At 71.8% G+C, this 26348-nt stretch carries 19 protein-coding genes; 14 read left to right on the forward strand and 5 right to left on the reverse strand.

The window, feature by feature from the left end; genetic code table 11:
* Positions 1-8: 8 nt before the first annotated feature.
* From AC07EJ_RS25930 to AC07EJ_RS25960, 7 genes are all read left to right on the forward strand, one after another.
* On the forward strand, positions 9-2096 hold the full coding sequence (locus AC07EJ_RS25930; RefSeq protein ID WP_478885007.1) for a serine/threonine-protein kinase: 2088 nt from the start codon (positions 9-11) through the stop codon (positions 2094-2096).
* A 129-nt stretch (positions 2097-2225) separates the two neighbouring features.
* The gene (locus AC07EJ_RS25935; RefSeq protein ID WP_478885008.1) at positions 2226-4742 is read left to right on the forward strand and encodes a protein kinase; all 2517 of its coding nucleotides are present in this window, start codon (positions 2226-2228) and stop codon (positions 4740-4742) included.
* Between the two features lie 223 nt (positions 4743-4965).
* Positions 4966-6534: a protein kinase domain-containing protein gene (locus AC07EJ_RS25940; protein ID WP_389480057.1), complete on the forward strand. Its 1569-nt coding sequence runs from the start codon at positions 4966-4968 to the stop codon at positions 6532-6534.
* A gap of 100 nt (positions 6535-6634) precedes the next feature.
* The gene (locus tag AC07EJ_RS25945) at positions 6635-8227 is read left to right on the forward strand and encodes a serine/threonine-protein kinase (RefSeq protein ID WP_478885009.1); all 1593 of its coding nucleotides are present in this window, start codon (positions 6635-6637) and stop codon (positions 8225-8227) included.
* 70 nt (positions 8228-8297) lie between these two features.
* Complete coding sequence (locus tag AC07EJ_RS25950; protein ID WP_389479767.1) at positions 8298-10022, forward strand: serine/threonine-protein kinase; 1725 nt, start codon at positions 8298-8300, stop codon at positions 10020-10022.
* A gap of 136 nt (positions 10023-10158) precedes the next feature.
* The gene (locus AC07EJ_RS25955; RefSeq protein WP_478885010.1) at positions 10159-11787 is read left to right on the forward strand and encodes a succinic semialdehyde dehydrogenase; all 1629 of its coding nucleotides are present in this window, start codon (positions 10159-10161) and stop codon (positions 11785-11787) included.
* 44 nt (positions 11788-11831) lie between these two features.
* The gene (locus AC07EJ_RS25960) at positions 11832-13676 is read left to right on the forward strand and encodes a GMC oxidoreductase (protein WP_389479771.1); all 1845 of its coding nucleotides are present in this window, start codon (positions 11832-11834) and stop codon (positions 13674-13676) included.
* Positions 13677-13793: 117 nt separating this feature from the next.
* Here AC07EJ_RS25960 and AC07EJ_RS25965 read toward each other — a convergent pair whose 3' ends face one another.
* The gene (locus tag AC07EJ_RS25965) at positions 13794-14780 is read right to left on the reverse strand and encodes an LAETG motif-containing sortase-dependent surface protein (RefSeq protein WP_389479773.1); all 987 of its coding nucleotides are present in this window, start codon (positions 14778-14780) and stop codon (positions 13794-13796) included.
* A 324-nt stretch (positions 14781-15104) separates the two neighbouring features.
* Here AC07EJ_RS25965 and AC07EJ_RS25970 point away from each other — a divergent pair, with 324 nt between their 5' ends.
* Positions 15105-15815 carry a hypothetical protein gene (locus tag AC07EJ_RS25970; RefSeq protein WP_478885011.1) on the forward strand — a complete coding sequence of 237 codons (711 nt, stop codon included), beginning with the start codon at positions 15105-15107 and terminating at the stop codon, positions 15813-15815.
* Between the two features lie 648 nt (positions 15816-16463).
* On the opposite strand, the gene AC07EJ_RS25975 is transcribed toward AC07EJ_RS25970, so the two are convergent.
* Positions 16464-16757, reverse strand: coding sequence for a chorismate mutase (locus AC07EJ_RS25975; RefSeq protein WP_389479777.1), 294 nt, complete (start codon positions 16755-16757; stop codon positions 16464-16466).
* 321 nt (positions 16758-17078) lie between these two features.
* On the opposite strand from AC07EJ_RS25975, the gene guaA reads away from it, so the two are divergent.
* Complete coding sequence (gene guaA / locus AC07EJ_RS25980) at positions 17079-18656, forward strand: glutamine-hydrolyzing GMP synthase (protein ID WP_389479779.1); 1578 nt, start codon at positions 17079-17081, stop codon at positions 18654-18656.
* Positions 18657-18725: 69 nt separating this feature from the next.
* Here the strand turns inward: guaA and AC07EJ_RS25985 are convergent, their stop codons facing one another.
* Entirely contained in the window at positions 18726-19205 is a 480-nt protein-coding gene (locus tag AC07EJ_RS25985; RefSeq protein ID WP_389479781.1) for a pyridoxamine 5'-phosphate oxidase family protein, read from the reverse strand.
* 130 nt (positions 19206-19335) lie between these two features.
* Between AC07EJ_RS25985 and AC07EJ_RS25990 the strand changes: the two genes are divergently transcribed.
* From AC07EJ_RS25990 to AC07EJ_RS26000, 3 genes are all read left to right on the forward strand, one after another.
* Positions 19336-20127, forward strand: a complete 792-nt coding sequence (locus AC07EJ_RS25990; protein WP_389479783.1) for a class II aldolase/adducin family protein — start codon at positions 19336-19338, stop codon at positions 20125-20127.
* Between the two features lie 230 nt (positions 20128-20357).
* Positions 20358-21623 (forward strand): hypothetical protein, encoded by a 1266-nt coding sequence (locus AC07EJ_RS25995; protein ID WP_389480060.1) that lies wholly within the window; start codon positions 20358-20360, stop codon positions 21621-21623.
* Between the two features lie 126 nt (positions 21624-21749).
* Complete coding sequence (locus AC07EJ_RS26000) at positions 21750-22277, forward strand: DoxX family protein (RefSeq protein WP_389479785.1); 528 nt, start codon at positions 21750-21752, stop codon at positions 22275-22277.
* A 288-nt stretch (positions 22278-22565) separates the two neighbouring features.
* Here the strand turns inward: AC07EJ_RS26000 and AC07EJ_RS26005 are convergent, their stop codons facing one another.
* The gene (locus AC07EJ_RS26005; RefSeq protein ID WP_389479788.1) at positions 22566-22790 is read right to left on the reverse strand and encodes a hypothetical protein; all 225 of its coding nucleotides are present in this window, start codon (positions 22788-22790) and stop codon (positions 22566-22568) included.
* Positions 22777-24168, reverse strand: coding sequence for a PspC domain-containing protein (locus tag AC07EJ_RS26010; protein ID WP_389479790.1), 1392 nt, complete (start codon positions 24166-24168; stop codon positions 22777-22779). The genes AC07EJ_RS26005 and AC07EJ_RS26010 overlap by 14 nt, the downstream gene beginning before the upstream one ends.
* A 162-nt stretch (positions 24169-24330) precedes the next feature.
* On the opposite strand from AC07EJ_RS26010, the gene AC07EJ_RS26015 reads away from it, so the two are divergent.
* Entirely contained in the window at positions 24331-25620 is a 1290-nt protein-coding gene (locus AC07EJ_RS26015; protein ID WP_389479792.1) for an ATP-binding protein, read from the forward strand.
* Entirely contained in the window at positions 25617-26342 is a 726-nt protein-coding gene (locus AC07EJ_RS26020) for a LuxR C-terminal-related transcriptional regulator (RefSeq protein ID WP_389479794.1), read from the forward strand. The genes AC07EJ_RS26015 and AC07EJ_RS26020 overlap by 4 nt, the downstream gene beginning before the upstream one ends.
* The last annotated feature ends 6 nt before the right edge of the window (positions 26343-26348 follow it).

A 26348-nucleotide genomic window follows, 5' to 3' on the forward strand; every position in this document is an offset into this window, starting at 1 on the left:
GGGGACGCATGTCGGAGGCGGAGCAGGCGGGCACAGCTCGTCAGGACAAGAGCGCACGTCTCCTCGCCGGTCGCTACCGGTTGGGAGAAGTCCTCGGCCGCGGCGGCATGGGCACCGTGTGGCGGGCGAAGGACGAGACGCTCGGCCGGACGGTCGCCGTCAAGGAGCTGCGATTCCCGTCGAGCATCGACGACGAGGAGAAGCGGCGCCTGATCACGCGTACGTTGCGTGAGGCGAAGGCGATCGCGCGGATCCGGAACAACAGCGCGGTGACGGTCTACGACGTCGTCGACGAGGACGACCGGCCGTGGATCGTGATGGAACTCGTCGAGGGCAAGTCCCTTGCTGAGCAGATCCGTGAGGACGGCCTGCTGGAGCCGCGGCGTGCCGCCGAGGTCGGGCTCGCGATCCTCGACGTGCTGCGCGCCGCGCACCGTGAGGGCATCCTGCACCGCGACGTGAAGCCGTCGAACGTGCTGATCGCCGAGGACGGGCGGGTCGTCCTCACGGACTTCGGCATCGCCCAGGTCGAGGGCGACCCCTCGATCACGTCCACCGGCATGCTCGTCGGTGCGCCCTCGTACATCTCGCCGGAGCGGGCGCGCGGGCACAAGCCCGGCCCGGCCGCCGACCTTTGGTCGCTCGGCGGGCTGCTGTACGCGTCGGTGGAGGGCGTTCCGCCCTACGACAAGGGGTCCGCCATCGCGACCCTGACGGCCGTCATGACCGAGCCGGTCGACCCGCCCAAGAACGCCGGGCCGCTGGAGAAGGTCATCTACGGGCTGCTCGCCAAGGACCCGGAGCAGCGGCTCGACGACGCGGGCGCGCGAGCGCTCCTCAACGACGTCCTGCACGCGCCCGAGCCCAAGGACGAGGAGCCCGAGCCGGTCGACGCGACGAAGGTCGTGCCGCTGCCGCCCATTCCCGAGCACACGCCCAAGGTGCCGAAGGCGTCGAAGACGCCCAAGGGGCGCTTCGGTATGGGGAGTTCGGGGGCGGGGGGCGCTGCGAGCGCCGGTACCGCTGCTTCTGGTTCCGCGGGCGCCGGTTCCGGCGCCGCTGTGACCGAGGGCGCGGGCAAGAGGAGTGAAGAGGCCGCCGAGAAGCTCCGCGGTGCGCTGCGGTCGGTGCGGAAAGCCGCTGCCGCGGCCACAGCCGCGAAGGCAGCCGGTGCGGCCGGCAAGAGTGGCGGGACCGAGGCCGGCGGCACGGCAGAGGCCGCCGCGCATCCCGCGTCCGGGCAGGGCGGTTCGGGTATTCCGGCGCAGCCCGCCGGGCCGCCGCGTACGCCTTCGACCAGGGCCTCGCTCACGGACGTGGTCCCGCGGCGCACCCTCGTGATCGTGGCGGTTCTCGTCGCGCTCGCCGTCATCGGCACCGTCCTCGGTATCGCGTTCAGCGGTGGCGACGACGACAGTTCCGCCAAGGGCGGCGACAAGGCCACCTCCGCGGGAGCGACCGGAGGCAGCGGGTCCGAAGGCGGCAGCAAGGACAAGGGCAGCGGTTCCGGCAGCGGCGGTGCCGCGGCTCAGGACGGCGGCAAGGGCTCCGACAAGGGCCAGGGCTCCGGCTCGGACACCGGCAAGACCGACGACAAGGGCAGCGACCCCGGCCAGGGGGCGTCGCCCGGCAGTACCGGCGGCAGTGGGGTCCCCGGCGGCAGCGGTGCCGCCTCGACCTACCGGCACGACCAGGGCTTCTCCATCGGACTCCCGAAGGGCTGGAAGTACAGCTCGACCGGTGCGGCAGGGGCCCGCTTCACGGGCCCTGACGGTCAGAAGCTGCTCGTCGGCTGGACGACGACGCCCAAGTCGAACCCGGTCCAGGACTGGCGCAACCAGGAGCAGTACATGCGCCGCTCCCAGTACGACCGGATACGCATAGCGGCCGTCGACTTCCGTGGGTGGAACACGGCGGACTGGGAGTTCACGTACGTCGACGGCGGCACCAAGTACCGCTCGATCGACCGCGGTTTCGTGGTCAACAGCGGTCTCGGCTACGGCCTGATGTACACGGCCAAGGCCGCCGACTGGGACGGTGCGCAGCGCAAGGCCGCCTGGCAGACGTTCACCAAGACGTTCAAGCCGAAGTCCTGAGTCTGAAGGCAGTCCGGCACGTATCGTGAGTGCTTGCGGACAGTGCGCAGCCGCATCGGTACGCATCACTGCGCACAACAGCGCGCAAAACGAACGGAATTGACCACCGGGCGGACAGGGGGACGCGTCGTGGAGGACTACGCGGGGCGAGTGCTCGCCGACCGCTACCGCCTGCCGCTGTCCCCCGCCGACGCGTACGAGTTCGCGTCGACGCGGGCGTTCGACACCTACAGCGGCCAGGAAGTCCTGGTCAGACAGGTGCCGTTACCCGAAGTCGTCGAGGCCGAGGTGCTCGACAGCGAGGGGCTGCCGGACGGGTTCGTACCGCGCGAGTCGCGTGGCCGGCGCGAGCGGGGAGACGCGGCGCGCACCACGCGGAGGCCGACGGACCCCGCGGTGCGCCGCGCCATCGAGGCCGCGCAGGCTGCCGCCCAGATACCCGACCATCCAAGGCTCGACCAGGTCTTCGACGTGTTCGCCGAGGGCGGTTCGCTGTGGATCGTCAGTGAGGTCGTCTCCGCGCGCCCGCTCGCCGCGCTGCTCGCCCAGGAGACGCTGTCCCCGTACCGGGCGGCCGAGGTCGCGTCTGACGTCCTCACCGCCCTGCGCGCGCTGCACGCCCACGGCTGGGTCCACCGGAACATCACCGCCCGCACGGTCCTCCTGTGCGACGACGGCCGCGTTGTCCTGACCGGGCTCGCGGCCGGCGCGGCGGAGGAGGCGCTGTGCGGCTACGACCCGACGCCGCCGCCCCCGGCCGCGGCAGCACCTCAGGCACCCCGGCCTTCGGCGCCGGCGCCGCCCCTCACCTCTCCGTCCCCCTTTGCTCCCGCGCAGTCCCGGCCCCCCGCTCTTGAGGCCGGGAGTGACCCTCGGGCCGCGCGCGCGGGAGCGATAGCCGCGTACCGGGCGGGTGCGCGTGCCGCGGCGCGCGGTGGCGTGGACACGGGCGGGACGCCGGGGCCGTCGCAGCGCGGGCCGGGCGCGGAGTCCGGGGGCGGGTCCGGTGCGGGTGCGCCTGGCGCCGGTACGCACGGTGGCGGCGCGCAGTCCGGCCGGATCGACGACCCCTACGGCGTACAGGGTTCCGCCGAGCATCCCTGGCACGGGGCGGTCCCGCGGCCCGGCAGGGAGCAGTCCGAGCCGGACGCGCCCGCCCCTGAGGCGCTCGACTCCGGGCCCGGAGCGCCAGAAGGGCCAGGAGCGCCCGGATCCACGCGGTGGGACCAGCTCATCCCCGCGCAGCAGACGGCGCCGGCGGCCGGTCGTGGGCCCACCACCGCCCTCGCCGCCGACCGCGCGCGGCAGGCGCGGATGACCGTCGTCGGGCCCGTCACCGAGCGCTGGGCGCCCGAGCAGGCGGGGCCCGTGCACGAGAACTGGCAACTGGCCGCCCCGATCGGCCCGGCCACCGACCTGTGGGCCCTCGGCGCGCTCCTCTTCCGTGCGGTCCAGGGGCATGCCCCGTACCCGGAGGAGAACACCGGCGAGCTGGTGCAGATGGTGTGCGCCGAGCCGCCCGCGTTCGCCGAGGAGTGCGGGCCGCTGCGGCCCGTCGTGGAGTCGCTGCTGCGCCAGGACCCCACCGAGCGGCTCGACTTCGAGGAACTGCGGGGCTGGCTGCGGTCGTTGGTGCGGTCCGCGCCGGAGCCGGAGGCAGGCGCGAACGTCGTGGCGGCTCCCCCCTTCGATGCCACCCGGCTGCCGGTCGTACGGCGCCGGGGCGAGCTCGTGCGCAGGCGCCGCCGGCGCTCCGCCGCCCAGGGCGGGACCGGGGCCGGGCATGCGCGCCACAAGCGGGCCAAGGCGCAGCCGCAGCCGCAGCAGACGGAGCGTGGCAGGCCGGAGCGGCGCCCTCAGTCGGAGCGGCGCCCCCAGTCGGAGCGGCGCACCGGAAGGCCACGTTCGCTCGGCCGCACCCTGCTCGTCCTCGTCCTGCTCGGCTTGGCCGCCGCGGTCGCGTACGCCGTGGTCTTCATGCCGAAGGCCGAGCCGAGCGGCGGCACGCCCGGCGACGGCGCCAAGGATCACGCGGGCGCCACCGGCGGGGGCGGGCCCGGCCCCGAGGGCGGCAGGTCCGCGCCGGCGTCCTCGGACGGCGAATCCGCCGAGGGCCAGGGGAAGAACGGCGGCAAGAGCTCGTCGACCCCGTCCGCCACCGAGCCGCAGAACGACTCGTCCGAGCCCGAGGTCGCGCAGGGCTTCACGCTGCGCAAGGACCCCGAAGGGTTCCGTGTAGCCGTCGCCAAGGGCTGGAACCGGCAGGGCAAGAACGGGCAGGGCCAGGTCCTCTACACGCACGGCGACTTCGAGCTGGTCGTCGTCCCGGGCCGCGACAGCACGTCCGCGTACGGCAGCGACCCGATGACGTACCAGCGGGAGAAGGAACGCGAGTTGCAGCCGTTCCGCGACTCGACGTGGGCGACGTCCAGCGGGATGCGCCGGATCGACGTGGGCGGGCGGGCCATGGCCGAGGGCCAGTTCACGTGGCAGAACTCGGCGGGCCGCGAGACGTACGTACGCAATCTCGTGATGATCGTGGGCGGCCGCTACCACGTGGTCCAGCTGCGGGGACCCGAGGCCGAGCGCGACGAGGTGACGCGCCTGTACGAGCAGGCGTCGGCGACGTACCGGAGCACGGGCTGATGCGGCCATCGGCGCTGCCGCGCTGAAAACACCCCCGTCGACCTCCAGTCTGCCCCCGTTCAACCCCAGTTCGGCCTCCGTCCCGGCAGGGGACAAGCGTCACAGTGCGGTCTCCGTGCACCCCCGCCGGTTCCCTGTGCCTGGGGCGCTCCCTAATGTGGCTGTGTCAAGGCCATGAGCGGCCCTGACACGACCAATGCGCCTGCGGGGGAACGTGAATCAGATGCAAGGCCTGCTCCTCGCGGGCCGCTATCGACTCGGAGACTCGATCGGGCGCGGCGGCATGGGCCGGGTGTGGCGGGCACACGACGAAGTGCTGCACCGGGCCGTGGCCGTCAAGGAACTGACGGCGGCCCAGTACGTGCAGGAGGCCGACCGTGCCGTGCTGCTCGCGCGGACGCAGACGGAGGCGCGGGCCGCCGCGCGGATCAACCACCCGGCGGTCGTCACCGTTCACGACGTGCTGGAGCACGACGACCGGCCGTGGATCGTGATGGAGCTCGTCGAGGGCCCCTCGCTCGCGGACGCGGTGAAGGAGTCGGGCCGCATCCTGCCGCGCGAGGCCGCCCGCATCGGCCTGTGGACCCTGCGGGCGCTGCGCGCCGCGCACGCGGCCGGGGTGCTGCACCGCGACGTGAAGCCGGGCAACGTCCTGCTCGCCCGCGACGGACGAGTGCTGCTCACGGACTTCGGGATCGCGCAGGTCGAGGGCGACTCGACGATCACGCGGACCGGCGAGATCGTCGGCTCGGTCGACTATCTGGCGCCCGAGCGGGTCAGCGGCGCGGCGCCCGGACCGGCGTCCGACCTGTGGGCGCTCGGCGCCACGCTGTTCACGGCCGTCGAGGGGAAGTCCCCGTTCCGGCGGACGTCGCCGATCAGCACCATGCAGGCCGTCGTCGAGGACGAGCCGGGCGAACTCACGTACGGGGCAGCCCTCGCGCCCGTCATCCAGGCGCTGCTGCGCAAGGACCCTGCCGCGCGTCCGTCCGCCGACGAGGCCGAGACGATGCTGGCCGAGGCCGCCGAGGGGCGCCGCCCCGACGCGGCGCAGGCCTACGTGCCCACGCAGGTGCATGCCGCGGCGCCGCCGAACCCCCCGGAGAAGTCGACTGCGGTAGGCGTGCATCACCCCGTCGCACCGACGGCTTCCGCGACCGGGCGCCGCAAGTGGCCGCGGGTCGTCGCCGTGGCGCTGGCGGCGGCTCTCCTCGGCGGCGGTGGCATGTTCGCCGCGAACCACTATCTGGACGACCGGAACTCGTCGAGCGCGAACTCCGGCAAGGACGGCTCCCCGGAGGCGTCGTCGGGTTCCGGCAACGGCGGCCACAAGTCCGGGAGCATCCCTGACGACTGGGTCCGGGTCAACGACGTCGAGGGCTACAGCCTGATGCTCCCGAAGGACTGGCAGCGGCAGGCGGACGGCTCCCAGGTCGACTACACGCCGGACGGCGGCGCCCACTTCGTACGGATCGCGGTCGACAAGTCCCCCGACTGGCCCGACTCGTACCACCACCAGCTGGACCTGGAGCGGCAGGTGAGGAAGACCCTGCCGGACTACCAGCAGATCAATCTCCAGACCAACACCTACCGCGACCGGTCGGGATCTCTGTGGGAGTTCACCTGGACCGCGGGCAACAAGGACTCGACATCGGGCCCGCGGCACGCCATCGAGCAGACGTACGTCGAGAGCGACGGCACCGAGTACGCCATCTACCTGTCCGTGCCGGAGGCCGACTGGGCCGAGGGGCGGCAGCAGTTCGACGCGATCGTGCGGAGCTGGCAGCCGTAGGCGTCTTCGGCTCCCGGGCGGTGGGCTGCGGTTTCGTTGATCCCTTGACGGCCCGGAGCACACCCCTCCGGGGCTCGTTCCGTGCGGCATGATGGGACGCATGGGGACCGAGGGGGAGGACAACGTCCGTGTGATCGCCCGGCGTTACCGGCTGGAGGCACGCATCGGCCGGGGCGGAATGGGCGTCGTATGGCGCGCGTCCGACCAGCTGCTCGGGCGGCGCGTCGCGGTCAAGGAACTCGTGCTCGACGAGACGCTCTCCGCGGACGAGGCCCGGCGCCAGAAGGACCGCACCCTGCGTGAGGCCCGCGCCGTCGCCCAGCTCAGACACCCGAACGTCATCGTCGTCCACGACGTCGTGGAGGACGGCGAACGCCCCTACATCGTCATGGAGTTGATCGAGGGCGGCTCGCTCGCCGACCGGCTCTCGCGGAGCGGTCCCGTCGACGCGCGGGAGGCGGCCCGGATCGGGATCGCGCTCCTCGGCGCGTTGCGGGTCGCGCACGCGGCGGGGGTGCTGCACCGCGATCTGAAGCCGGCGAACGTGCTCGTCGAGGCGGGCAGCGAGCGCGTCGTGCTCACGGACTTCGGGATCGCGCAGGTCAGCGGCGCGACGACGCTCACCGAGACGGGTTCCTTCGTCGGCTCGCCCGAGTACACGGCGCCCGAGCGCATGTCGGGGGAGCGGACCGGGCCCGAGTCGGACCTGTGGTCGCTCGGCGCGATGCTGTGCGCCGCCCTGACGGGCGAGTCGCCGTTCCGGCGTGACTCGCTGGGCGGGATCATGCACGCCGTGGTCGTCGGCGAGATCCGTCCGCCCGCCGAGGCCGAGCCGCTGCTGCCCGTCGTACGGGGCCTGCTCGAGCGCGATCCGGCGCGCAGGCTGGGCCTCGACGAGGCCGACCGGCTCCTGCGCGCGTACGTCGACACCGGTACGACGCCGCGGGCCGTGGCCGCCTACACGCCCACCGCGAGGAGCACCCCCACGGCGCCGGATTCCGCGCCCCCGCAGAAGCGTTCCGCTCGAACCGTCCTCGCGGCAGCCGCGCTCGTCGCCGCGATGGCCGGGGCCGGCGTCTCGGCGGCCGCGCTCCTCGTGAACGGGGGCGAGGGCGGCGGCACCCACCGGCCCACGGCGTCCGCGCCGGGTCCCACCGGCGGCACGGGGTCCCCCTCGGACCCGGCCCCGGAGCCGCGTCCGACGGTCACGGTCACGGAGCAGCAGACCGGCACGCGGCCCCCGTCCCCCGCCGGTTACCGCACGGCGGTCGACCCGGAGGGCTTCTCCCTGGCCGTGCCGGACGACTTCAGCCGGAAGCCGGACGGACCGCGGATCTTCTACATGTCGCCGGGCGACACGTTCAGGATCGGCATCAAGGAGACGGCACCCGACCCGGGCGGCCCCGGCGCCGTGCAGCGCCGCTCCGACGCGAAGGGGCCCGACCACAACCCGGGCTACCGCGACGCTTCGGTCACCGACACGACCCACGGCGGCCGGCCCGCAGCGCTCTGGCGGTTCACGTGGAACGGCTTCAGCACGACCGAGGGCGCGAGGCACACGTACGACCTGTGCTGGGAGCAGGGCGGCCGGATGTACGACGTGTGGGTGTCGGCGCCGGTCGGCCGGATCGGGGAGGCCAAGCGGTACTTCGACACGGCGGTCGCCACATTCGTGCCCCACGGGGGCGGCTGAGGCATCGGGGCGGTCACAACTGCGTGACCGGAGTGGATCCCGAGGCGTCCCGCACGGTAGGCATGGGGGCATGAGTATCAACGGGGGACCCGCCTACGGCCCGAACGATCCGACGAGCTTCGGACTCCAGCCGCCGCAGCAGCCGCACACGCCCCAGCAGGGGAACCCGTACGCCCAGCAGCCCCCGTACGCCCAGGAGCCCCCGGCCCCGCAGCAGCCCCCCACCGCGCACCCCCAGCCGCAGCCCCCGTACCAGCCGTCGCCCACCCACGTCGTGCCGCCGCGGCAGAGCGCTGAGTCCGAGCCGGGCGCGGGGCGGCTGATCGGCGGGCGCTACCGGCTCCTGAGCAAGCTGGGGCACGGCGGCATGGGCACCGTGTGGCGCGCCAAGGACGAGACGGTGGACCGTGAGGTGGCGGTCAAGGAGCCGCGCGTCCCCGACCATCTTCCGGAGCGCGAGCGGACCACCGTCTTCGAGCGGATGCGGCGCGAGGCGCGCGCGGCGGCCCGGCTCGACCACCCCGCCGTGGTCAACGTCCACGATGTCGCCGTCGAGGACGGACAGCCGTGGATCGTCATGGAGTTCGTGCAGGGCCGCACGCTCGGCGACGCGCTCCAGGAAGGCACGCTCAGCGCCCGCGAGGCGGCGCGGATCGGCCTCGAAGTGCTCGGCGCTCTTGAGGCCGCGCACGCCGCGGGCGTTCTGCACCGCGACGTGAAGCCCGACAACGTGATGCTCGGCCGCCACGACCGCGTGGTCCTCACCGACTTCGGCATCGCCCAGATCGAGGGCGAGACCAATCTGACGGACACCGGCGGCTTCGTCGGCTCGCCCGAGTTCATCGCCCCGGAGCGCGTCCTCGGCCAGCGCCCGGGGCCCGCGTCCGACCTGTGGTCCCTCGGCGTCGTCCTGTACGCGGCCACGGAGGGCGTCTCGCCGTTCCGCCGCAACAACACGCCGGCGACGCTGCAGTCGGTGATCAACGCGACCCCGGCGGCGCCCGCCGCGGCCCAGGGCCCGCTCGCCGAGGCCATCAACGGCCTGCTCGCCAAGGACCCGGCCCGGCGCCCGAACGCGGCGCGCGTGCGCGACCTCCTGGAGCGCGCGGCCAACCCGCCGCAGCAGCCGCCCACCCAGGTCGTCCAGCTCGCGGGCCCCGGCGGCAAGGGCGTCAGCCTCAGCCGCAAGACGCTGTTCGGCCTCGGCGCGGCGGTCGTCGCGGCGGCAGTGGTGGCGTACCTGGTGCTCGCGAACCCGTTCGCGGGATCGCTGCCGGACGGGTGGCAGGACCATCAGGAGAAGACGCTCGCGGCGACGTTCGCGGCACCGCCGGAGTATGTGCGGTTCCAGGCGGACAACACCTACACCAAGACCGATCACTGGGTCTCCTACCGGGATCCGAGCTACGCCGTCTCGATCACGCTCTCTCTCAAGAAGAAGTCCGAGGACAGCCTGAACGGGATCGCGAGCTCCGCGTCCGCGCAGGCGTACAAGGACTCCGACGAGATCAACAAGGGCGATAACTCGGATATGGCGGACAAGCCGGCTCCGCACAGCCGGACCGACAAGACCACGTACAAGGACCGCGAGTCAGCCGAGAACACCGTCACCTACACGGATGACAGTGATTCCGACGCGCCCAAGCCGCGCGAGGCGAAGTTCTTCTACTACAAGACCAAGTCGGGCGACATGTACCAGCTCTGGATCGACTACCCGGGCAAGGGCGACTTCACCGAGCGCGGCCGTGAGGTGGCGAAGGCGGCCGTCGCCAACCTCGACATCGACACACTCTGAGCGAAGACCCTGACAACCCTGACAACCCCCTGATCAGGGGCTTTGTTGCCAGCGATCGCTGGCGGCGTGTGAGTGCTTCGTGAAACCTCGTTACCCGTGGGTACCCAAAACGTTGACGGGCGCTTACGCTCGCGCCATGACGGACTCGCAGGCCATCTCCAAGGACCGTATGGACAAGACCGGCACGAACCCGGTCGCCCCGGCCCCGCAGGGCGCGCGCACCGCGGCCGACGTGGTGACGCCCGAGCTGGTCGCCCAGCTCACCAAGGGAGTGGCCGGCTCGGGCCGCACCGCCAACCACACGCCGTTCAGCGGCGAGAAGCTGGCGGACCTGCCCGAGTCCACGCCCGAGGACGTCACGAAGGCCTTCGAGCGGGCCCGCGCAGCCCAGGCCGTCTGGGCGAAGGTGCCCGCGCGGCAGCGCGCCGCCGTGCTGCTGCGCTTCCACGACCTGGTGCTCGCCCGCCAGGCCGAGGTCCTCGACCTGATCCAGCTGGAGACCGGCAAGGCGCGCCTGCACGCGCACGAAGAGGTCCAGGCCGTCGCCGTCGCGGCCCGCCACTACGGCCGCAGGGCCCCCGCCTACCTGAAGCCGAAGCGGCACACGGGCGCCGTCCCGACCCTCACGAAGGTCACCGAACTGCGCCAGCCGCGCGGCGTCGTGGGCCAGATCGCGCCCTGGAACTACCCGTTCGAGCTGTCCGTCGGTGACGCGCTCCCGGCGTTCGTGTCCGGCAACGCGGTCGTCATGAAGCCCGACACGGAGACCTGCCTGACGGCGCTGTGGGCGCGCGACCTGCTCATCGAGGCGGGGCTGCCCGCAGAGGTCTTCCAGGTCGTCATCGGCGAAGGCCCGGTCGTGGGGCCCGAGTTGGTCAAGCACGCCGACTACGTCTCGTTCACCGGCTCCACCCGCACGGGCCGCGAGGTCGCCCAGGGCGCCGCCGCACGCCTCGTCGGCGTCTCGCTCGAACTCGGCGGCAAGAACGCGATGCTGGTGCTCCAGGACGCCGACATCGACAAGGCGGCGGCCGGCGCGGTCCGCGCCTGCTTCTCGTCCGCGGGCCAGCTCTGCATCTCCATCGAGCGGCTCTACGTCCACGAGTCGATCGCCGACGCGTTCGTCGAGCGGTTCGCCACGCGCACCAAGGCGATGCGCCTCGGCAAGTCCCTCGCGTACGGCGCCGACATGGGATCCCTCGTCGGCGAGCGGCAGTTGGAGACGGTGACGCGGCACGTCGACGAGGCCGTCGCCAAGGGCGCGAAGCTCGTGGCGGGAGGCGTCGCGCGCCCCGACATCGGCCCGTACTTCTTCGAGCCGACCATCCTCGACGGCGTCGAGGCGCCGATGGCCGTCTGCAACGAGGAGACCTTCGGCCCGGTCGTCTCCATCTATCGCTTCACGGACGAGGACGAGGCCGTCGCGCTGGCCAACGGGACGCCGTACGGCCTGAATTCCTCGGTCTGGACGAAGGACGCCAGGCGCGGCCACGACGTCGCCTCCCGGCTGCGCACCGGCACCGTCAACATCAACGAGGGCTACGCGCCCGCGTACGGCAGCGTCCAGTCGCCGATGGGCGGCATGAAGGACTCGGGCCTCGGCCGCCGCCACGGCTCCGAGGGCATCCTCAAGTACACCGAGGCGCAGACCGTCGCGCACCAGCGGATCATGCCGATGGCGCCGTCGTTCGGGATGGACGACGAGAAGTACGCGGCGTTCATGAGCCGCAGCCTGAAGGCGATGAAGACCTTCCGTCTTCGTTAGGCCGTCTTCGTCAAGGCACCACCCGTTCTCAACGAGGAGAGCCAGTGTCACAGGAGAACTCTGTCCGGAATGAAGCCGGGAGCGCCGACGACGCCGATGACGCCGCGTACGACTACGACGTCGTCGTCATCGGATCCGGGTTCGGCGGAGCCGTCTCCGCCCTGCGCCTGACCGAGAAGGGCTACCGCGTCGGCGTACTCGAAGCGGGCCGCCGCTTCGACCCCGGCACGCTGCCCAAGAACTCCTGGGACCTCAAGAACTACCTGTGGGCGCCCAAGTTCGGCATGTACGGCATCCAGCGCATCCACCTCCTCGGCAATGTGATGGTCCTCGCCGGGGCGGGCGTCGGCGGCGGCTCGCTGAACTACGCCAACACCCTCTACGTGCCCCCGAAGCCCTTCTTCGAGGACCCGCAGTGGAAGGACATCACCGACTGGCAGGCCGAGCTGAAGCCGTACTACGACCAGGCGCAGCGCATGCTGGGCGTGCGGCTCAACCCGACCATGACGCCGGCCGACGTGCACCTCAAGGCGGCGGCCCAGGACATGGGCATAGGCGACACGTTCCACATGGCGCCGGTGGGTGTCTTCTTCGGTGACGGCAAGGACGCCTGCGGCGAGGACGGGGCCGGCTCGGTGAAGGCCGCGCCCGGCACCCAGGTCGACGACCCGTACTTCGGGGGCGCGGGCCCGGCCCGCAAGGCGTGCACCGAGTGCGGCGAGTGCATGACGGGCTGCCGCCACGGCGCGAAGAACACCCTCAACGAGAACTATCTGTACCTCGCCGAGAAGGCGGGCGCGGTCGTGCACCCGATGACGACGGTCGTCTCCCTCACCGACGACTCGCAGGGCGGCTACGCGGTCGCGACGCTCCCGACGGACGACAAGAAGAAGGGCGCGGGCCGTACGTTCAAGGCCCGGCGCGTCATCGTCGCGGCCGGCACGTACGGCACGCAGACCCTGCTGCACCGCATGAAGGCGGGCGGCCAACTCCCTTACCTGTCCGCCAGGTTGGGGGAGCTGACGCGGACGAACTCCGAGGCGCTCGTCGGTGCCCAGACCAACAACCGCCGCTACAAGAAGCGCCACGGCAAGCCGAAGGTCGACTTCACGCAGGGCGTCGCGATCACGTCCTCGATCCACCCGGACGAGAACACGCACATCGAGCCGGTCCGCTACGGCAAGGGCTCGAACGCGATGGGCGGCATGACGATCCTCCAGGTCCCGTACGCGCAGGGCTCGTCCCGCGTCGCCGGCTGGCTCGCCAACGTGGCCAAGCACCCGACCCTGCTCGCGCGTTCGCTCTCCAACCACCGCTGGTCCGAGCGGACCATCATCGGCCTGGTCATGCAGTCCCTCGACAACTCGCTGACGACGTATCTGAAGCCGGACGGCGTCGGCAAGGGCCTGCTCACGGCCGAGCAGGGCCATGGCGCGCCCAACCCCAAGCAGATCAAGGCCGCCGTGGACGCCGCATCCACGATCGCCGCCGAGATCAACGGCTTCGCCGGCTCGAACGTCGGCGAGCTGATGGGCACCCCGCTGACCGCGCACTTCCTGGGCGGCTGCCCGATCGGCGACTCCCCGCAGACGGGTGTCATCGACCCGTACCACCGTCTCTACGGGCACCCGGGCATCTCGGTCGTCGACGGCGCCGCGGTCACGGCGAACCTGGGCGTGAACCCGTCCCTGACCATCACGGCGCAGGCCGAGCGCGCGATGTCGTACTGGCCCAACAAGGGCGAGGAGGACCCGCGTCCGGCGCAGGGCGTGGCGTACGCGCGGCTGTCCGCCGTCGCGCCGAAGAACCCGGCGGTCCCGCAGGACGCGTTCGGCGCGCTGAAGCTGCCGTTCCTGGGGATGCCGGCGGTCCCGCCGAAGAAGAAGTAGCCGGCCCGTTTCGCCCGCGGACACACGACCCGCGGACACGCGCCCCCGGACACACGAAAGGACCTGCGCCCCCCTCCGAGCGCAGGTCCTTCCCGTGTGCGTAGCCCCTACGGGGTGTTACGCGGTGGCGCCGGCCTTGCGGCGGCGCACGGCGAACACGGCACCGGCACCGGCGACGACGGCGACGCCGCCGATGAGGCCGATGGTCGGGACCATGGACGAGGAACCGGTCTCGGCGAGCGACCCGGTGACGGGCAGCTCGTCGAGGCCGCCCTGCGGGCCGGGCTTGTTCTTGCCCTTGCCGGGCTTGCCCTTGGAGTCGGGCACGTCGCCGGGCAGGGAGCTGCCGGCGGCGAGGATGTCGAAGTCGAACTCCTTGACGTCGCCGTACGCGCAGTTGCCGTCGCCGTCGACGCTGACGCCGGCGGTGAGCGCGGCGCCGAAGCCGGCCGGGGCCTTGGCATCCACCTTCAGGCGCATCTTGGCGTCCGCGTACTCGCCGGGCGCGAGCTTGTCGGTGCTGCCGAAGAATCCGTCGCCGTCCAGGCTGATGTCCTGCCAGGTGCCGTCGATCAGCCACTGCAGCGTGAGGTGCTTCGAGGTGTCCTCGAAGTCCTTGTCGTCGATCGAGAACGCGTAGACGTACGCCTCGACGGAGTGCATGTCCTTCTTGGACTTGTTGGTCACGCGGTAGGTGAAGTCGACCCAGCCGGAGCCCGCGACGATCTTCGACGGGAATCCGCGGAGTTCGGTGTAGACGTCCTTGCTGGCCGACTCCGAGGTGCACTCGCCCGGCTCGTCCGACGGCGAAGCCGAGACGCTCGGGCTCGGGCTCGTGGTGGCCGACTCCGACGCGGACTGGGTCGGAGTCGCCGACGTCGTGGCGGTCTCCGAGGCGGACGCGGAAGGAGCCGCTGTGCTGGTGCTCGGCGTTTCGGCCGGCGTCGTCGACGCCTCGGGCTCCACCGCCGGGGCGGAGGAGGTGGTCTCGGACGCGGCGGGAGCCACGGGCTCGTCCGCGAACGCGGTCGGCGCCGAAAGGAGCGCGATCGGGGCTATCGCAGCCGTCGCGGCCGCGGCGGCCAGGGCACGGCGAAGCTTCATGAAGACCTCGGAAAGTCCGGCGTACTGCTGTGGCGCAGTACGAGCTGAGAGGCCTCCGCGTTGTGGGGTCGCGGGTGTGGCCGTTGGTTCCGCATATGTGACCGGCAACCCTGGGAAATGGTTGCCCTCGACCTCACACGATTCTTATGTGAGCTGGCTCACTCGGGGCCCCGTACAACCTTTGTGGCGATCTTCGATCGTTACGCAAAGCGCTGGTAAAGGAGGTCGGTCGCGGGCTTGGATGGCGCCTCGGTACGGGCCGACGTGTGGCGCCGTGCCGCAGAAGACGAAGGTGGGAATGTGAAGTCAGGTGTGAGGCGTGCCGTGGCGGCCGCTGCCGTGGTCGCGGCCCTGGGTGTGACGACGGCGTGCGGGGGGTCCTCCGGGAGCGACGACGCCAAGAAGCCGGCGAAGACGGCCGGTTCGGAGAAGACCACGGCGCCCGCGAAGCCCGCCGAGGAGGGCGCGAAGGCGCTCACCGCGGCCGAGCTGGAGAAGGCCGTCGTCGCCACGGGCGACGTCAAGGGCTACAAGGTCGAGAAGGTGGGCAAGGACGACCTGCCGCCGACCGTGAGCGTCGCCGCGAAGCCGGCCTCGTGCCAGCCGCTCGCCGACATGTTCATGTTCTCGACGCAGCCGACGGCGAAGGACCGGGTCGTGCGCACGCTCATGGCGACGGACGAGCTCGACCCCAAGGTGACCTCGCTGGCGCTGCTCGCGCACGACGGCGCCGACGCCGCCAAGGTCATGAAGGACCTGCGCACGGCCTCGAAGAACTGCACCGCGTACGAGCACGTCGACTACAAGTACAGCGGCGTCAAGGAGCGGCCCGCGACCGACGCGGGCGACGAGGCGGTCTCGTACGACGTCAAGGGGGTCATCGACGGCGACAAGGTCCCGATGACCTTCACCGTGGTGCGCAGCGGCTCGACGGTCGTGGCGTTCTACACCATGAACATGCTGGACTCGAGCAAGACCGATGTGCCGCAGGCGATCGTCGACGCGCAGCTCGCGAAGCTGGCGAAGACCGCCTGATCCGGACCTTCCGGCCTCAGTGGCGATGAGTACGGCGAAGGGCCCCGCGGACGCGTCCGCGGGGCCCTTCGCCTTCAGCACCGACGTCAGGGCGGCGTCGGTGCCGGGGGAGCGGCGCCGGGGGGGTTGCGCCGCTGGTGCGGGTCTGCCAGGGGTCGCCACTCCGGCGCGCGATGGCGTGCGGATGGGGCGGGCCTGCGGCAATTCACTTGTGAAGCCCGGGACTTGGGGCTTCGTGGGATGTGGGGGTTTCTGCGCATCGTGCTCGCGGGTCTGTCGTGCGGCAACCGTTTCGACCGGCCGTTTCGAGCCGCCTGCCTTTTCGACCGACCGTTTCGGCCGACTTTTGCGATCACAGAGGCGAAGGGGTTCTGCTGGGAGGCCGACCGGCCCCGGGCGTCCCCGGGACCGGTCGTTCTCTTGGGTGACCGGGCTGCTGTCCCCTGCCGTCCGGTCACAAACGCTGGAGCGAGGTCCCACGACGTACGGCATTGATCCCTACGTCTCATCGCTCCAGCGGAGCCACGCGTGGATTGAGCGGGCCCGCCCCTGGCTGGCACGGACATCGGGACCAACGAAGGGTGCCGCGCACCGGTCACGCGCCGTACGGGTGAGAGCGGATCCGAACGTGGGTGCGTCGCGTAGGCCTCAGACCCGGCCGCGGCACAGCTCCAGGAGCGTCATCGCGAGGCCGGTGCCGGGCTTGCCGAGGGCGTCCCTGTAGTGGCCGAGGACCTCCAGCTCGCGCGCCAGGTTCACGCGGCGTCCGCCCGAGGTGATCCGCGCCTCCTGGATGACGGCCGAGACGGCCATCCGTTCCTGGATCAGGCCGATGATCCGGTCGTCGAGCGCGTCGATGCGCTCGCGGGCGCCGGTGATCACGTCGGCTGCCTCGGCGGTGCGGGCGCCGGTCTTTTCGCTGGGGGTCGCGGTGGTGGTCATCTTGGGGCTCCTCGTCGTATGGGGGCGGGTGTCCCGGAGCGGCAAGGACCGGAAACGACGGAGCGCCCCGGGCCTTGTCGGCCCGGGGCGCCCGGTAAGTCGCTTGTCAGGTGATCAAGCAGCTCGACCATGGCAGCCGGCGGGCCGGTTGCCATAGGTAAAGAGGAAGTCGATGCGGTGCTTGGTCACGAGGCCAGTATGCCCCGGCCCGGGTGCTTCGGCCACCGCGTCCGTGGGATGAGACGAAGAGTGTCCTCACGGGCCCGTTAGAATCGACAAAACAGACCCCTGCTCGTGTTCCACCGCCGGAAGGCCGCCGCCGTGCCATCAGCGTCCCCCGCTGCCGCCCCTGACACCGTTCTGGTCGTCGACTTTGGTGCGCAGTACGCCCAGCTCATCGCCCGCCGCGTCCGCGAGGCCCGCGTCTACAGCGAGATCGTGCCGAGCACCATGCCGGTCGAGGAGATGCTCGCCAAGAACCCGAAGGCGATCATCCTCTCCGGCGGCCCCTCGTCCGTGTACGCGGAGGGCGCCCCGCGCCTTGACCGCGCCCTCTTCGAGGCCGGCGTCCCCGTCTTCGGCATGTGCTACGGCTTCCAGCTGATGGCCACGACCCTCGGCGGGACCGTCGACGACAACGGCGCCCGTGAGTACGGCCGCACGCCGCTGACCGTCTCCCGCGCCGGCTCCACCCTCTTCGAGGGCACTCCGACCGAGCAGTCCGTGTGGATGTCGCACGGCGACGCCTGCTCCGCCGCGCCCGAGGGCTTCACCGTCACCGCGTCCACGGACGTCGTGCCGGTCGCGGCCTTCGAGAACGACGCCAAGAAGCTGTACGGCGTGCAGTACCACCCCGAGGTGATGCACTCCACGTACGGCCAGCAGGTCCTGGAGCACTTCCTCTACCGGGGCGCCGGCATCGAGCCGACCTGGACCACGGGCAACGTGATCGACGAGCAGGTCGCCGCGATCCGCGAGCAGGTCGGCACCAAGCGCGCGATCTGCGGCCTGTCCGGCGGCGTCGACTCCGCGGTGGCCGCGGCCCTCGTCCAGAAGGCCATCGGCTCCCAGCTGACCTGCGTGTACGTCGACCACGGCCTGATGCGCAAGGGCGAGACCGAGCAGGTCGAGAAGGACTTCGTGGCCGCGACCGGGGCCAACCTCGTGGTCGTCGACGCGAGCGAGCGATTCCTGAACGCGCTGGCCGGTGTCTCCGACCCGGAGACCAAGCGCAAGATCATCGGCCGTGAGTTCATCCGCGTCTTCGAGCAGGCGCAGCTGGAGATCATCCAGGACGAGGGTCCCGAGGTCGCCTTCCTGGTACAGGGCACGCTGTACCCCGACGTCGTCGAGTCCGGCGGCGGCACCGGCACGGCGAACATCAAGTCGCACCACAACGTCGGCGGGCTCCCCGACGACATCGAGTTCGAGCTCGTCGAGCCGCTGCGCCAGCTCTTCAAGGACGAGGTGCGCATGGTCGGCGCCGAGCTCGGCCTGCCGGACGAGATCGTCCAGCGCCAGCCGTTCCCGGGCCCCGGCCTCGGTATCCGGATCGTCGGCGAGGTCACCAAGGACCGGCTCGACCTGCTGCGCGAGGCCGACGCCATCGCCCGCGAGGAGCTGACGGCGGCCGGTCTCGACCGTGACATCTGGCAGTGCCCGGTCGTCCTGCTCGCGGACGTCCGCTCCGTCGGTGTCCAGGGTGACGGCCGCACCTACGGCCACCCGATCGTCCTGCGCCCCGTCTCCTCCGAGGACGCCATGACGGCGGACTGGACGCGCATGCCGTACGACGTCCTGGCGAAGATCTCGACCCGCATCACGAACGAGGTCGCGGACGTCAACCGCGTCGTGCTCGACGTGACGAGCAAGCCGCCGGGCACCATCGAGTGGGAGTAGTCGCTCCCCGACACCGTGTGTGAAGGCGCCGCCCACTGCATTCAGTGGGCGGCGCCTTCATTCGTGGGCTCAGGTGCGCCTGGCCGTGCGCACCGGCTCGCCCGGCTTCCACACCTGTACGACCAGGTACTTGTCGTCCTCGATGAACGTGCGGGTGACCTCGGTCAGCTCGGTACGGAAGAGGTGGAAGTCGTCCGGGTCGGGCACCTGGACCGAGTCCGTGTACGAGGCGATGGTCCCGGGGTCCTCGACGAGCAGCGCGCGGCCCGAGATCCGTACGTCCCCGCCGCCCATCCCGGTGCCGTCGCCCGGGTTGGCCTGGACGGCGAAGCGCGGGTCCCGGAGCAGATCGCGGGCCTTGAGCGAGCCCGGCATCATGCCGAGCCAGAACTCCCCGTGCAGAAACCGCACCTCCAGGCCGCTCGTGCGCGGCGAACCGTCCCTGCGCAGGGTCGCCAGGATGTGGTGCTGGAACTGACCGAAGCGCTCCTCGACCGTCTGGGCGAGGTCCGGTTCGGCCGCGGTGAAAGTGGCCCAGTTCGACGTCATACGACGAGTCTGGCGCGCATACCCGACACCTGCTGTCCGGTATGCGCGGCGCCGCCCGCGACGAGTTCGGCGCACTCTCTTCACCGCCCGCCTCTGTCCTCCTGCGCTCCTCGGAGGTAACTTCCGCTCCATGTCCACGCAGACGCCCCCGCCGGTCCCCACCGAACACCTCCAGTTCGCGATGCCCCCCGTCCACGACTCCCCGGCCGGCGAGCGCCGGCACCGCAAGGAGCGGCTCGCGGGCGCGCTGCGCATCTTCGGGCGTCTCGGCTACGAGGACGGGGTGTCGGGCCACATCTCGGTGCGGGACCCGGAGTACGACGACTGCTACTGGGTGAACCCCTTCGGGCTGCCGTTCAAGCACGTCACCGTGTCCGACCTGGTCCTCGCCAACGGGGACGGGCAGGTCGTCGAGGGCCGCCGCCATGTGAACCAGGCCGCGTTCACCGTCCACGCCCAGGTCCACCGGGCGCGGCCCGACGTGGTCGCCGTCGCGCACTGCCACTCGCTGCACGGGCGCGCCCTGTCCACGCTCGGCGAACTGATCGACCCGATCACCCAGGAGGCGTGCGCCTTCTACGAGGACCACGCGCTGCTCGACGAGTACACCGGCGTGGCCGTGGACCCGGACGAGGGGCGGCGGATCGCGGCGGCGCTCGGCTCGTACAAGGCGCTCATCCTGCGCAACCACGGGCTGCTCACCGTGGGCGGCACCGTCGACTCGGCCGCGTGGTGGTTCCTGTCGTTGGAACGCTCCTGTCAGGTGCAGCTCGCCGCGCGGGCCGCGGGCCGCCCGATCCTGATCGACCACCGGCAGGCTGTGGCGACGCGGGAGCAGGCGGGCGGGGACCTGGTGGCGTGGATCAACCATCAGCCCCTGTGGCAGGAAATCAGCAGCGCGGAGCCGGATCTGCTGTCCTGATGAGACTGAGGGCTGAGGGCTGAGGGCTGAGGGCTGAGGGCAGGGCCGTGGCGTCCTGCGCGGGGCTGTGGCCTCGGGGGTCAACGCGGGTGTTCACTGTTCACCCTCTCTGACCCGACCTGGCGGCCCTGGACGGCCTTGCGTACGGCACAATTCCCAGTCATTACACGGAAGTTGACGTGCGGCCGTTCGGGCCGGGCGGGCTCCGGATGGGAAGGCGGGCGTACCGGGTGGCGGTCCAGGAGGCGCGAGAGGGAACGCACAGCGGGGGCTGCACCTGCGGCGACTGCCCGCACGGGGCGCGCGAAGGGCACCGCAAAGCTGTGGCCGCGTTCCTCGCCAAGCGGGACGAACTGGCGGCTGGGCAGGGGCTGCCCGCCGCCGTCGCACACTCGGCGGGCGCGTCCCGCCAGTGGGTCTCGGACGAACTGACCCAGTCCGCGCGGGACATGGCCGATCGCGGGCGCGCCGAGGGTGACGCGTGGCTCGCCGGGCTGTGGCCGCGCACCGTTCGCCTGGTGTGGGGCGGGTGCGCACTGCTCCTGATCGTGCAGGCGCTCACGGCGATCGGCGCGGGCTGGACGACGGCCCGCACGGCCGGACTGCTCGCGGCGGTCGTCGTGAGCGGGCTCCTGACCGGCGCGGCCTACGTCCACCGGGCGGCCGGCGGCGTCCTCGCCCCGGTCGTCGGCGAGGACAACCGCCTGTCCACCTCCCGCGCCGTCGCCGCCTGCTGGGTCCTCGTCGTGGTCTACGCGGTGCTCGTCCTGGCGGGCGAACTGGCGGGCGCCTCCGGCCACCGCGAGCGGGACGCGCTGATCTCCGGTCTTGAACTCGCCCGGGGCGCCGGGGTGGTGACCGTCCTCGCCGTCGCCTGCGGGGCCGCCGTCCTGGTGCGGCGGGTGGTGGGGCTGCGCGTGCTCGGCCAGCGACTGCAGAAGGTGCGCGCGGACCGGCCGCGCGCCGCCGACCTGCTCACCGACGACTCCGGACGCGGCACCTTCGCCGACATCCAGTACGTGCTGATCTCGGCCGTCGCCCTGGTCTTCGTCGCGGTGCGCCTCGCCCGGCGCCCCGGACAGCTCCCCGATCTTCCGTGGGGACTCGCCCTGCTGGTCCTGGTCTCGGCGGCCACCTACCTCGCGGCCAAGTACGCGGAGGGCGGCCGCCCCGTGATCCTTTCGGTCGTGAGGTCCCGCGAGGCGGGGGACCTGGACGCGCCGATCCGCACCGGCGACGACATCGAGATTCGAGGGGCGGGCTTCGTGCCGCCCGGCGCGGCCACCGCGGACCGGCTTGCCCGCATGGTCGTCCGCATCGGTCCCGTGCACGTCCATGTGCCACTCGTCCCTGTGCAGGGCGGCTTCACCAACCCCACCGACACGACCCTGACGGTCCCGGTCCCCGTCGACGTCGAGCCCGGCCGGGTCGACGTCCAAGTCGTCACCGCGGCGGGCGTGGAGACGAACCGGTGCGCGATCGATGTCTCGGACTGAGTGCCCCGGGCCCGGCCTGCAGCAATGACGAAACGTTACTGAGCGGTCGCGCTCCCTCGTACGTATGGTCTGGTGACGGGCAATTTTGCGGGCACCGATGCGGGCGCGAGAGGCGGCGGACGGGCGATGGCTCATGGCATGCGGACGGACATCCACGGCAGTTATGTCAACGGCAGAGGCAGCTGGCGGGACAGTGCCCAGCGGTTCGCACTCCTTCCTCTGAGGATCTTCCTCGGCGTCACCTTCATCTACGCCGGGCTCGACAAGCTGACCAACAGCGCCTTCTTCCACGCCACCGGATCGGGGTCGATCGGTGAGCAGATGCACGGCGTGCGGAACATCTCCGCCATCCCCGCCATGGTCGACCTCGCGCTCAAGAGCCCGGCCGGCTTCGGCTATGCGATCGCCTTCGGTGAACTGGCCGTCGGTATCGGCACGTTGATCGGACTGCTCGCCCGGCTCGCCGCGGTCGGCGGGATGCTGATCTCGTTGAGCCTGTGGCTGACGGTGAGCTGGTCGACCGAGCCTTACTACCTGGGCAACGATCTCGCCTACCTCATGGCGTGGCTGCCGCTGGTGCTTGCGGGGGCGTCGGTGTTCTCGGTGGATGCCCTGCTTGCGGCTCGGCGCCGGGCCCGGGGCGGACTTGGCTGACGGGACGTCTGTGCGGAGGCATGGGCCTTGGGGCCGGGGATGTGTGCGGCAGTGCGATTCTTGGGGCCGGGATGTGTGCGGCGGCGCGTCCTAGGAGGCGGCGCGTGCCGTGGTTCGGCTGCGGGTGGTGTGTGGCTGGGCGCGCAGTTCCCCGCGCCCCTGGGGGAGCGCCCGTTGGACCGTGCCCCCTCCGGGCTCACCGGGAGAGGGGCGCCTGTTGCGGCGGTGCCCCCTTCCCCGCTTACGGGGAGCGGAGGCGCCTGTTGCGACCGTGTCCCCCTTCCGAGCTCACCGGGAGCCGGATTCCGTGAGGTTGGCTCTTCGGCGGCGGTGGATTGCGTACGTTGCCGTGCCCACCACTCCGGCCAGGACCAGGCCGGCCGTGACTACGGGGAGCACCGCGAACCACGGCAGTTCCCAGCCGCCCAGCGCGTCGCCCAGGGAGAGGGCTCCGGCCGCGGTCAGGAACAGGCCCGCGACCAGCTTTCCCGGCCGGAACTCATGACGTGGCACGGGCCACCTCCGCCTGTCCGACACCGACTTCGAGCCGCAGCTCGACCGTGCCGCCGTCCTTGCTGCCCGCGGGCGGTGTGAGGGTCACCCTCTGCTCCTGTCCCGGACGGATGTCCACGTCCTGTGTCTGCTCGTCCGGCAGCCGGATGTCACCGATGCCCACCTCGGCCCGCAGCACCACCGTCGCGTCCTTCGGTACGACGACCTTGAGCTGCCCCGCCCCGACCTCCGCACTCGTCGTCAGCGTCTTGCCCTTGCCGACGTCGATCCCGCTCAGATCGAGCGTGCCGACGCCCGTCCCCAGCTCGTATCTCGGCTCGACCTGGGCGGCCGAGGCCGGGGTCCAGTGGGTGCGCATCCAGTGGGTGGTGATGTTGGAGGGGAGCGCGGCCGACGCGGCGAGGAGGCCCGCCGTGATGACCGCGAGGACGATCGAGCCGGCGCCGGTCCGCCCGACGAAGGCACTGAGCGCGATGCCCAGACCGAAGACGACGAGCGCGCTCGCGAGACCGGCCTGGAGTGCTGTGCCGAGCGGGTGGCCGTGCCAGGTGGCGGCCGTGCCCGCGCAGCCCGCGGCCAGCGCGAGCAGGAACGTCCAGCCGCCGATCCAGCGCGGCCCACGTTGCTTGGGCGCCCCGCCTTCCGGGCCGCGGGAGGAGTCGACAGGTCCCCAGGTCGTACGGTGCCCGTGCGCCGTGGGCTCGTACCGGATGTCGACGCCGCTGTCGGGCCCCCAGAAGTATCCGGTGCCTCCGACGTGCGTGCCGTCCTTGACTATCGGGTCCCGCCACCAGGACGGAGCCCCGGCGACGGGCGGCGCCTGCGCCTCGGGCGGAGCGTCGGCCACGGTCTGCGCCGCCAGGGGGTCGGGGTCGGCCGCTCTGCGCTGCCGGGACCAGTACCCCGCGCCGGCGAGGAGCAGCGCGAGGACAGCGGCGAACGTGAGCACTCCGCCGTTGTTCAGCATCGAGAGGAAGAGCCCGCAGCCGACGAGCGCGAAGAGCACGGCCGTCAGCGCCGGGCCGTCCACGCGGCCGGAGAGGAGCTTGCGCGCCTCGTTCTCCTCCTCGTCGTCGTACGGGACGAAGAGCCAGGCGAAGCCGTAGAAGATCAGGCCGAGCCCGCCGGTCGCGGCGAGCACGGCGAGGCCGATCCGGAAGATCACCGGATCCATGTCGCAGTGCCGGCCGAGGCCCGCACACACGCCGCCCAGCGTCCCGTGCCGCCGGTCGCGCCGGAACTTGCCCGGCGGCGCGGGGGCGCCGGGCTCCTGTCCCGGCGCGGGCGGCGCGGACGCACCGCCGGAGCCGCGCCCGGACACCGCGTCCTGCGGCTGCCCGGCCTCCGCTCCCGTCGAGGCGTGCTGGTGATCTGTCATGCGTCCATGGTGACGGGCCCACGTCCGCCGCGGCAGTCGGGACGACCCTGGACGAACCCTGAGATCGCCCCTGACGGCGCTCGGGGCAGGGCCGGAGATCAGGGGAGTCTCCGGGCTCAACCCTGATGCCCGGGGTCCGGCCCGCGTGTGACCATCAATGGCATGCCGGAAGCCGCAGCACCACCCATTGTTGTCCCGCGGCCGCCGCGCAAGCTCTACCGATCCAGTGACGGTCGCTGGCTCGGCGGGGTGGCGCGGGGGCTCGCCGGGCATCTCGGCCTGCCCGTGATCTGGGTGCGGCTGGTCTTCGCGGGCCTGTTCATGGCGGACGGCCTCGGCGCGCTCCTGTACGCGGCGTTCTGGTTCTTCGTCCCGCTCGGCGTCGGCGGCGTGGGCAGCGAGCGGACCCCTGCGTTCACCACGGAGACGGCGACGGACGGCCGGCGCAGACTCGTCGCGCGTAAGCCGGACAAGGGGCAGATCCTCGCCCTGCTCCTCATGGTCGTCGTGTCGATGGTCTTCGTCGGCAATGTGAATCTGGCGGGGAACGCGAAGGCGTATTTGTGGCCGACGCTCCTCGTCGGTGCGGGCGTGGCCCTCGTCTGGCGCCAGGCGGACAATGCGCGGCGGGCCCGCTGGATGGAGGTCGGCCGCCGCAGGCGCACGCTGAATCTGGCGCGGTCCGCAGCCGGTGTCGTACTCGTCGGGGCCGGTGTCACCGGGATCTTCGTGCTCCAGGGATCGGCCGAGCACCTCGGCTCCATCCTTCAGGCCGCCCTCGCCGTCCTCGTCGGAATCGCCCTCCTCGCCGGCCCCTATCTCGTGCGCATGACGCAGGACCTGTCCGAGGAGCGCCTCATGCGGATCCGGGCGCAGGAGCGGGCGGAGGTCGCGGCCCATGTCCACGACTCGGTGCTGCACACGCTCACGCTGATCCAGCGGAACGCGGAGAGTGCGAGCGAGGTGCGGCGCCTGGCCCGGGCCCAGGAGCGTGACCTGCGGGCCTGGCTCTACAGACCGGAGGGGAACGGGAAGGACGAGGCGGAGGAGCCCGGCACGGTCGCGGAGGCGGTCAAGCGCAGCGCCGCCGAGGTCGAGGACAAGCACGGGGTGCCCCTCGAGGTCGTGGTGGTCGGCGACTGCCCGCTCGACGACGGCCTCTCGGCACAGATGCAGGCCGCGCGGGAAGCAATGGTGAATGCCGCCAAGTACGGTGGCGAGGGTGGTGCGGTCCAGGTCTATGCCGAGGTCGAGGAGGAGACGGTGTTCGTGTCCGTGCGCGATCGGGGCCCCGGTTTCGACCTCGACTCGATTCCCTCGGACCGGATGGGCGTACGAGAATCGATCATCGGCCGGATGGAGCGCAACGGCGGCACGGCGCGGTTGCGCGCGGTGCCGGACGGCGGCACGGAGGTCGAACTGACCATGAAGAGGGCGGAGCAGACCCCATGAGTGACGAGCAGGTCAAGCCGGACGCGACCGCGGCGAGCGAGCCGGAGACGGAGCCGGTCGGCCGTCACGCCCGCGTGGTCCTTGTCGACGACCACCGGATGTTCCGCACCGGTGTCCAGGCGGAGATCGGCCGCACGGAGGCGACGGGCGTCGAGGTCGTCGGCGAGGCCGCGGACGTGGACCAGGCGGTCACGGTCATCACGGCCACGCGCCCCGAGGTCGTCCTCCTCGACGTGCACCTGCCCGGTGGCGGCGGCGTCGAAGTCCTGCGCCGCTGCGCCCCGTTGATGACGGCCGCCGACAACCCGGTCCGGTTCCTGGCCCTTTCCGTCTCGGACGCCGCGGAAGACGTCATCGGCGTCATCCGCGGTGGCGCCCGCGGGTACGTCACGAAGACGATCACCGGCACGGACCTGGTGGACTCGATCTTCCGAGTCCAGGACGGCGACGCGGTCTTCTCGCCGCGCCTGGCGGGCTTCGTCCTCGACGCGTTCGCGTCGACCGACGCTCCGCCGGTCGACGAGGACCTCGACCGCCTGACGCAGCGCGAGCGCGAGGTCCTGCGCCTCATCGCCCGTGGCTACGCGTACAAGGAGATCGCCAAGCAGCTCTTCATCTCCGTCAAGACGGTCGAGTCCCATGTCTCGGCGGTCCTGAGAAAGCTCCAGCTGTCGAACCGCCACGAGCTGACTCGGTGGGCGACAGCACGGCGTCTGGTCTGACGGGCG

The sequence above is a fragment of the Streptomyces sp. NPDC045026 genome (genome assembly GCF_056432625.1).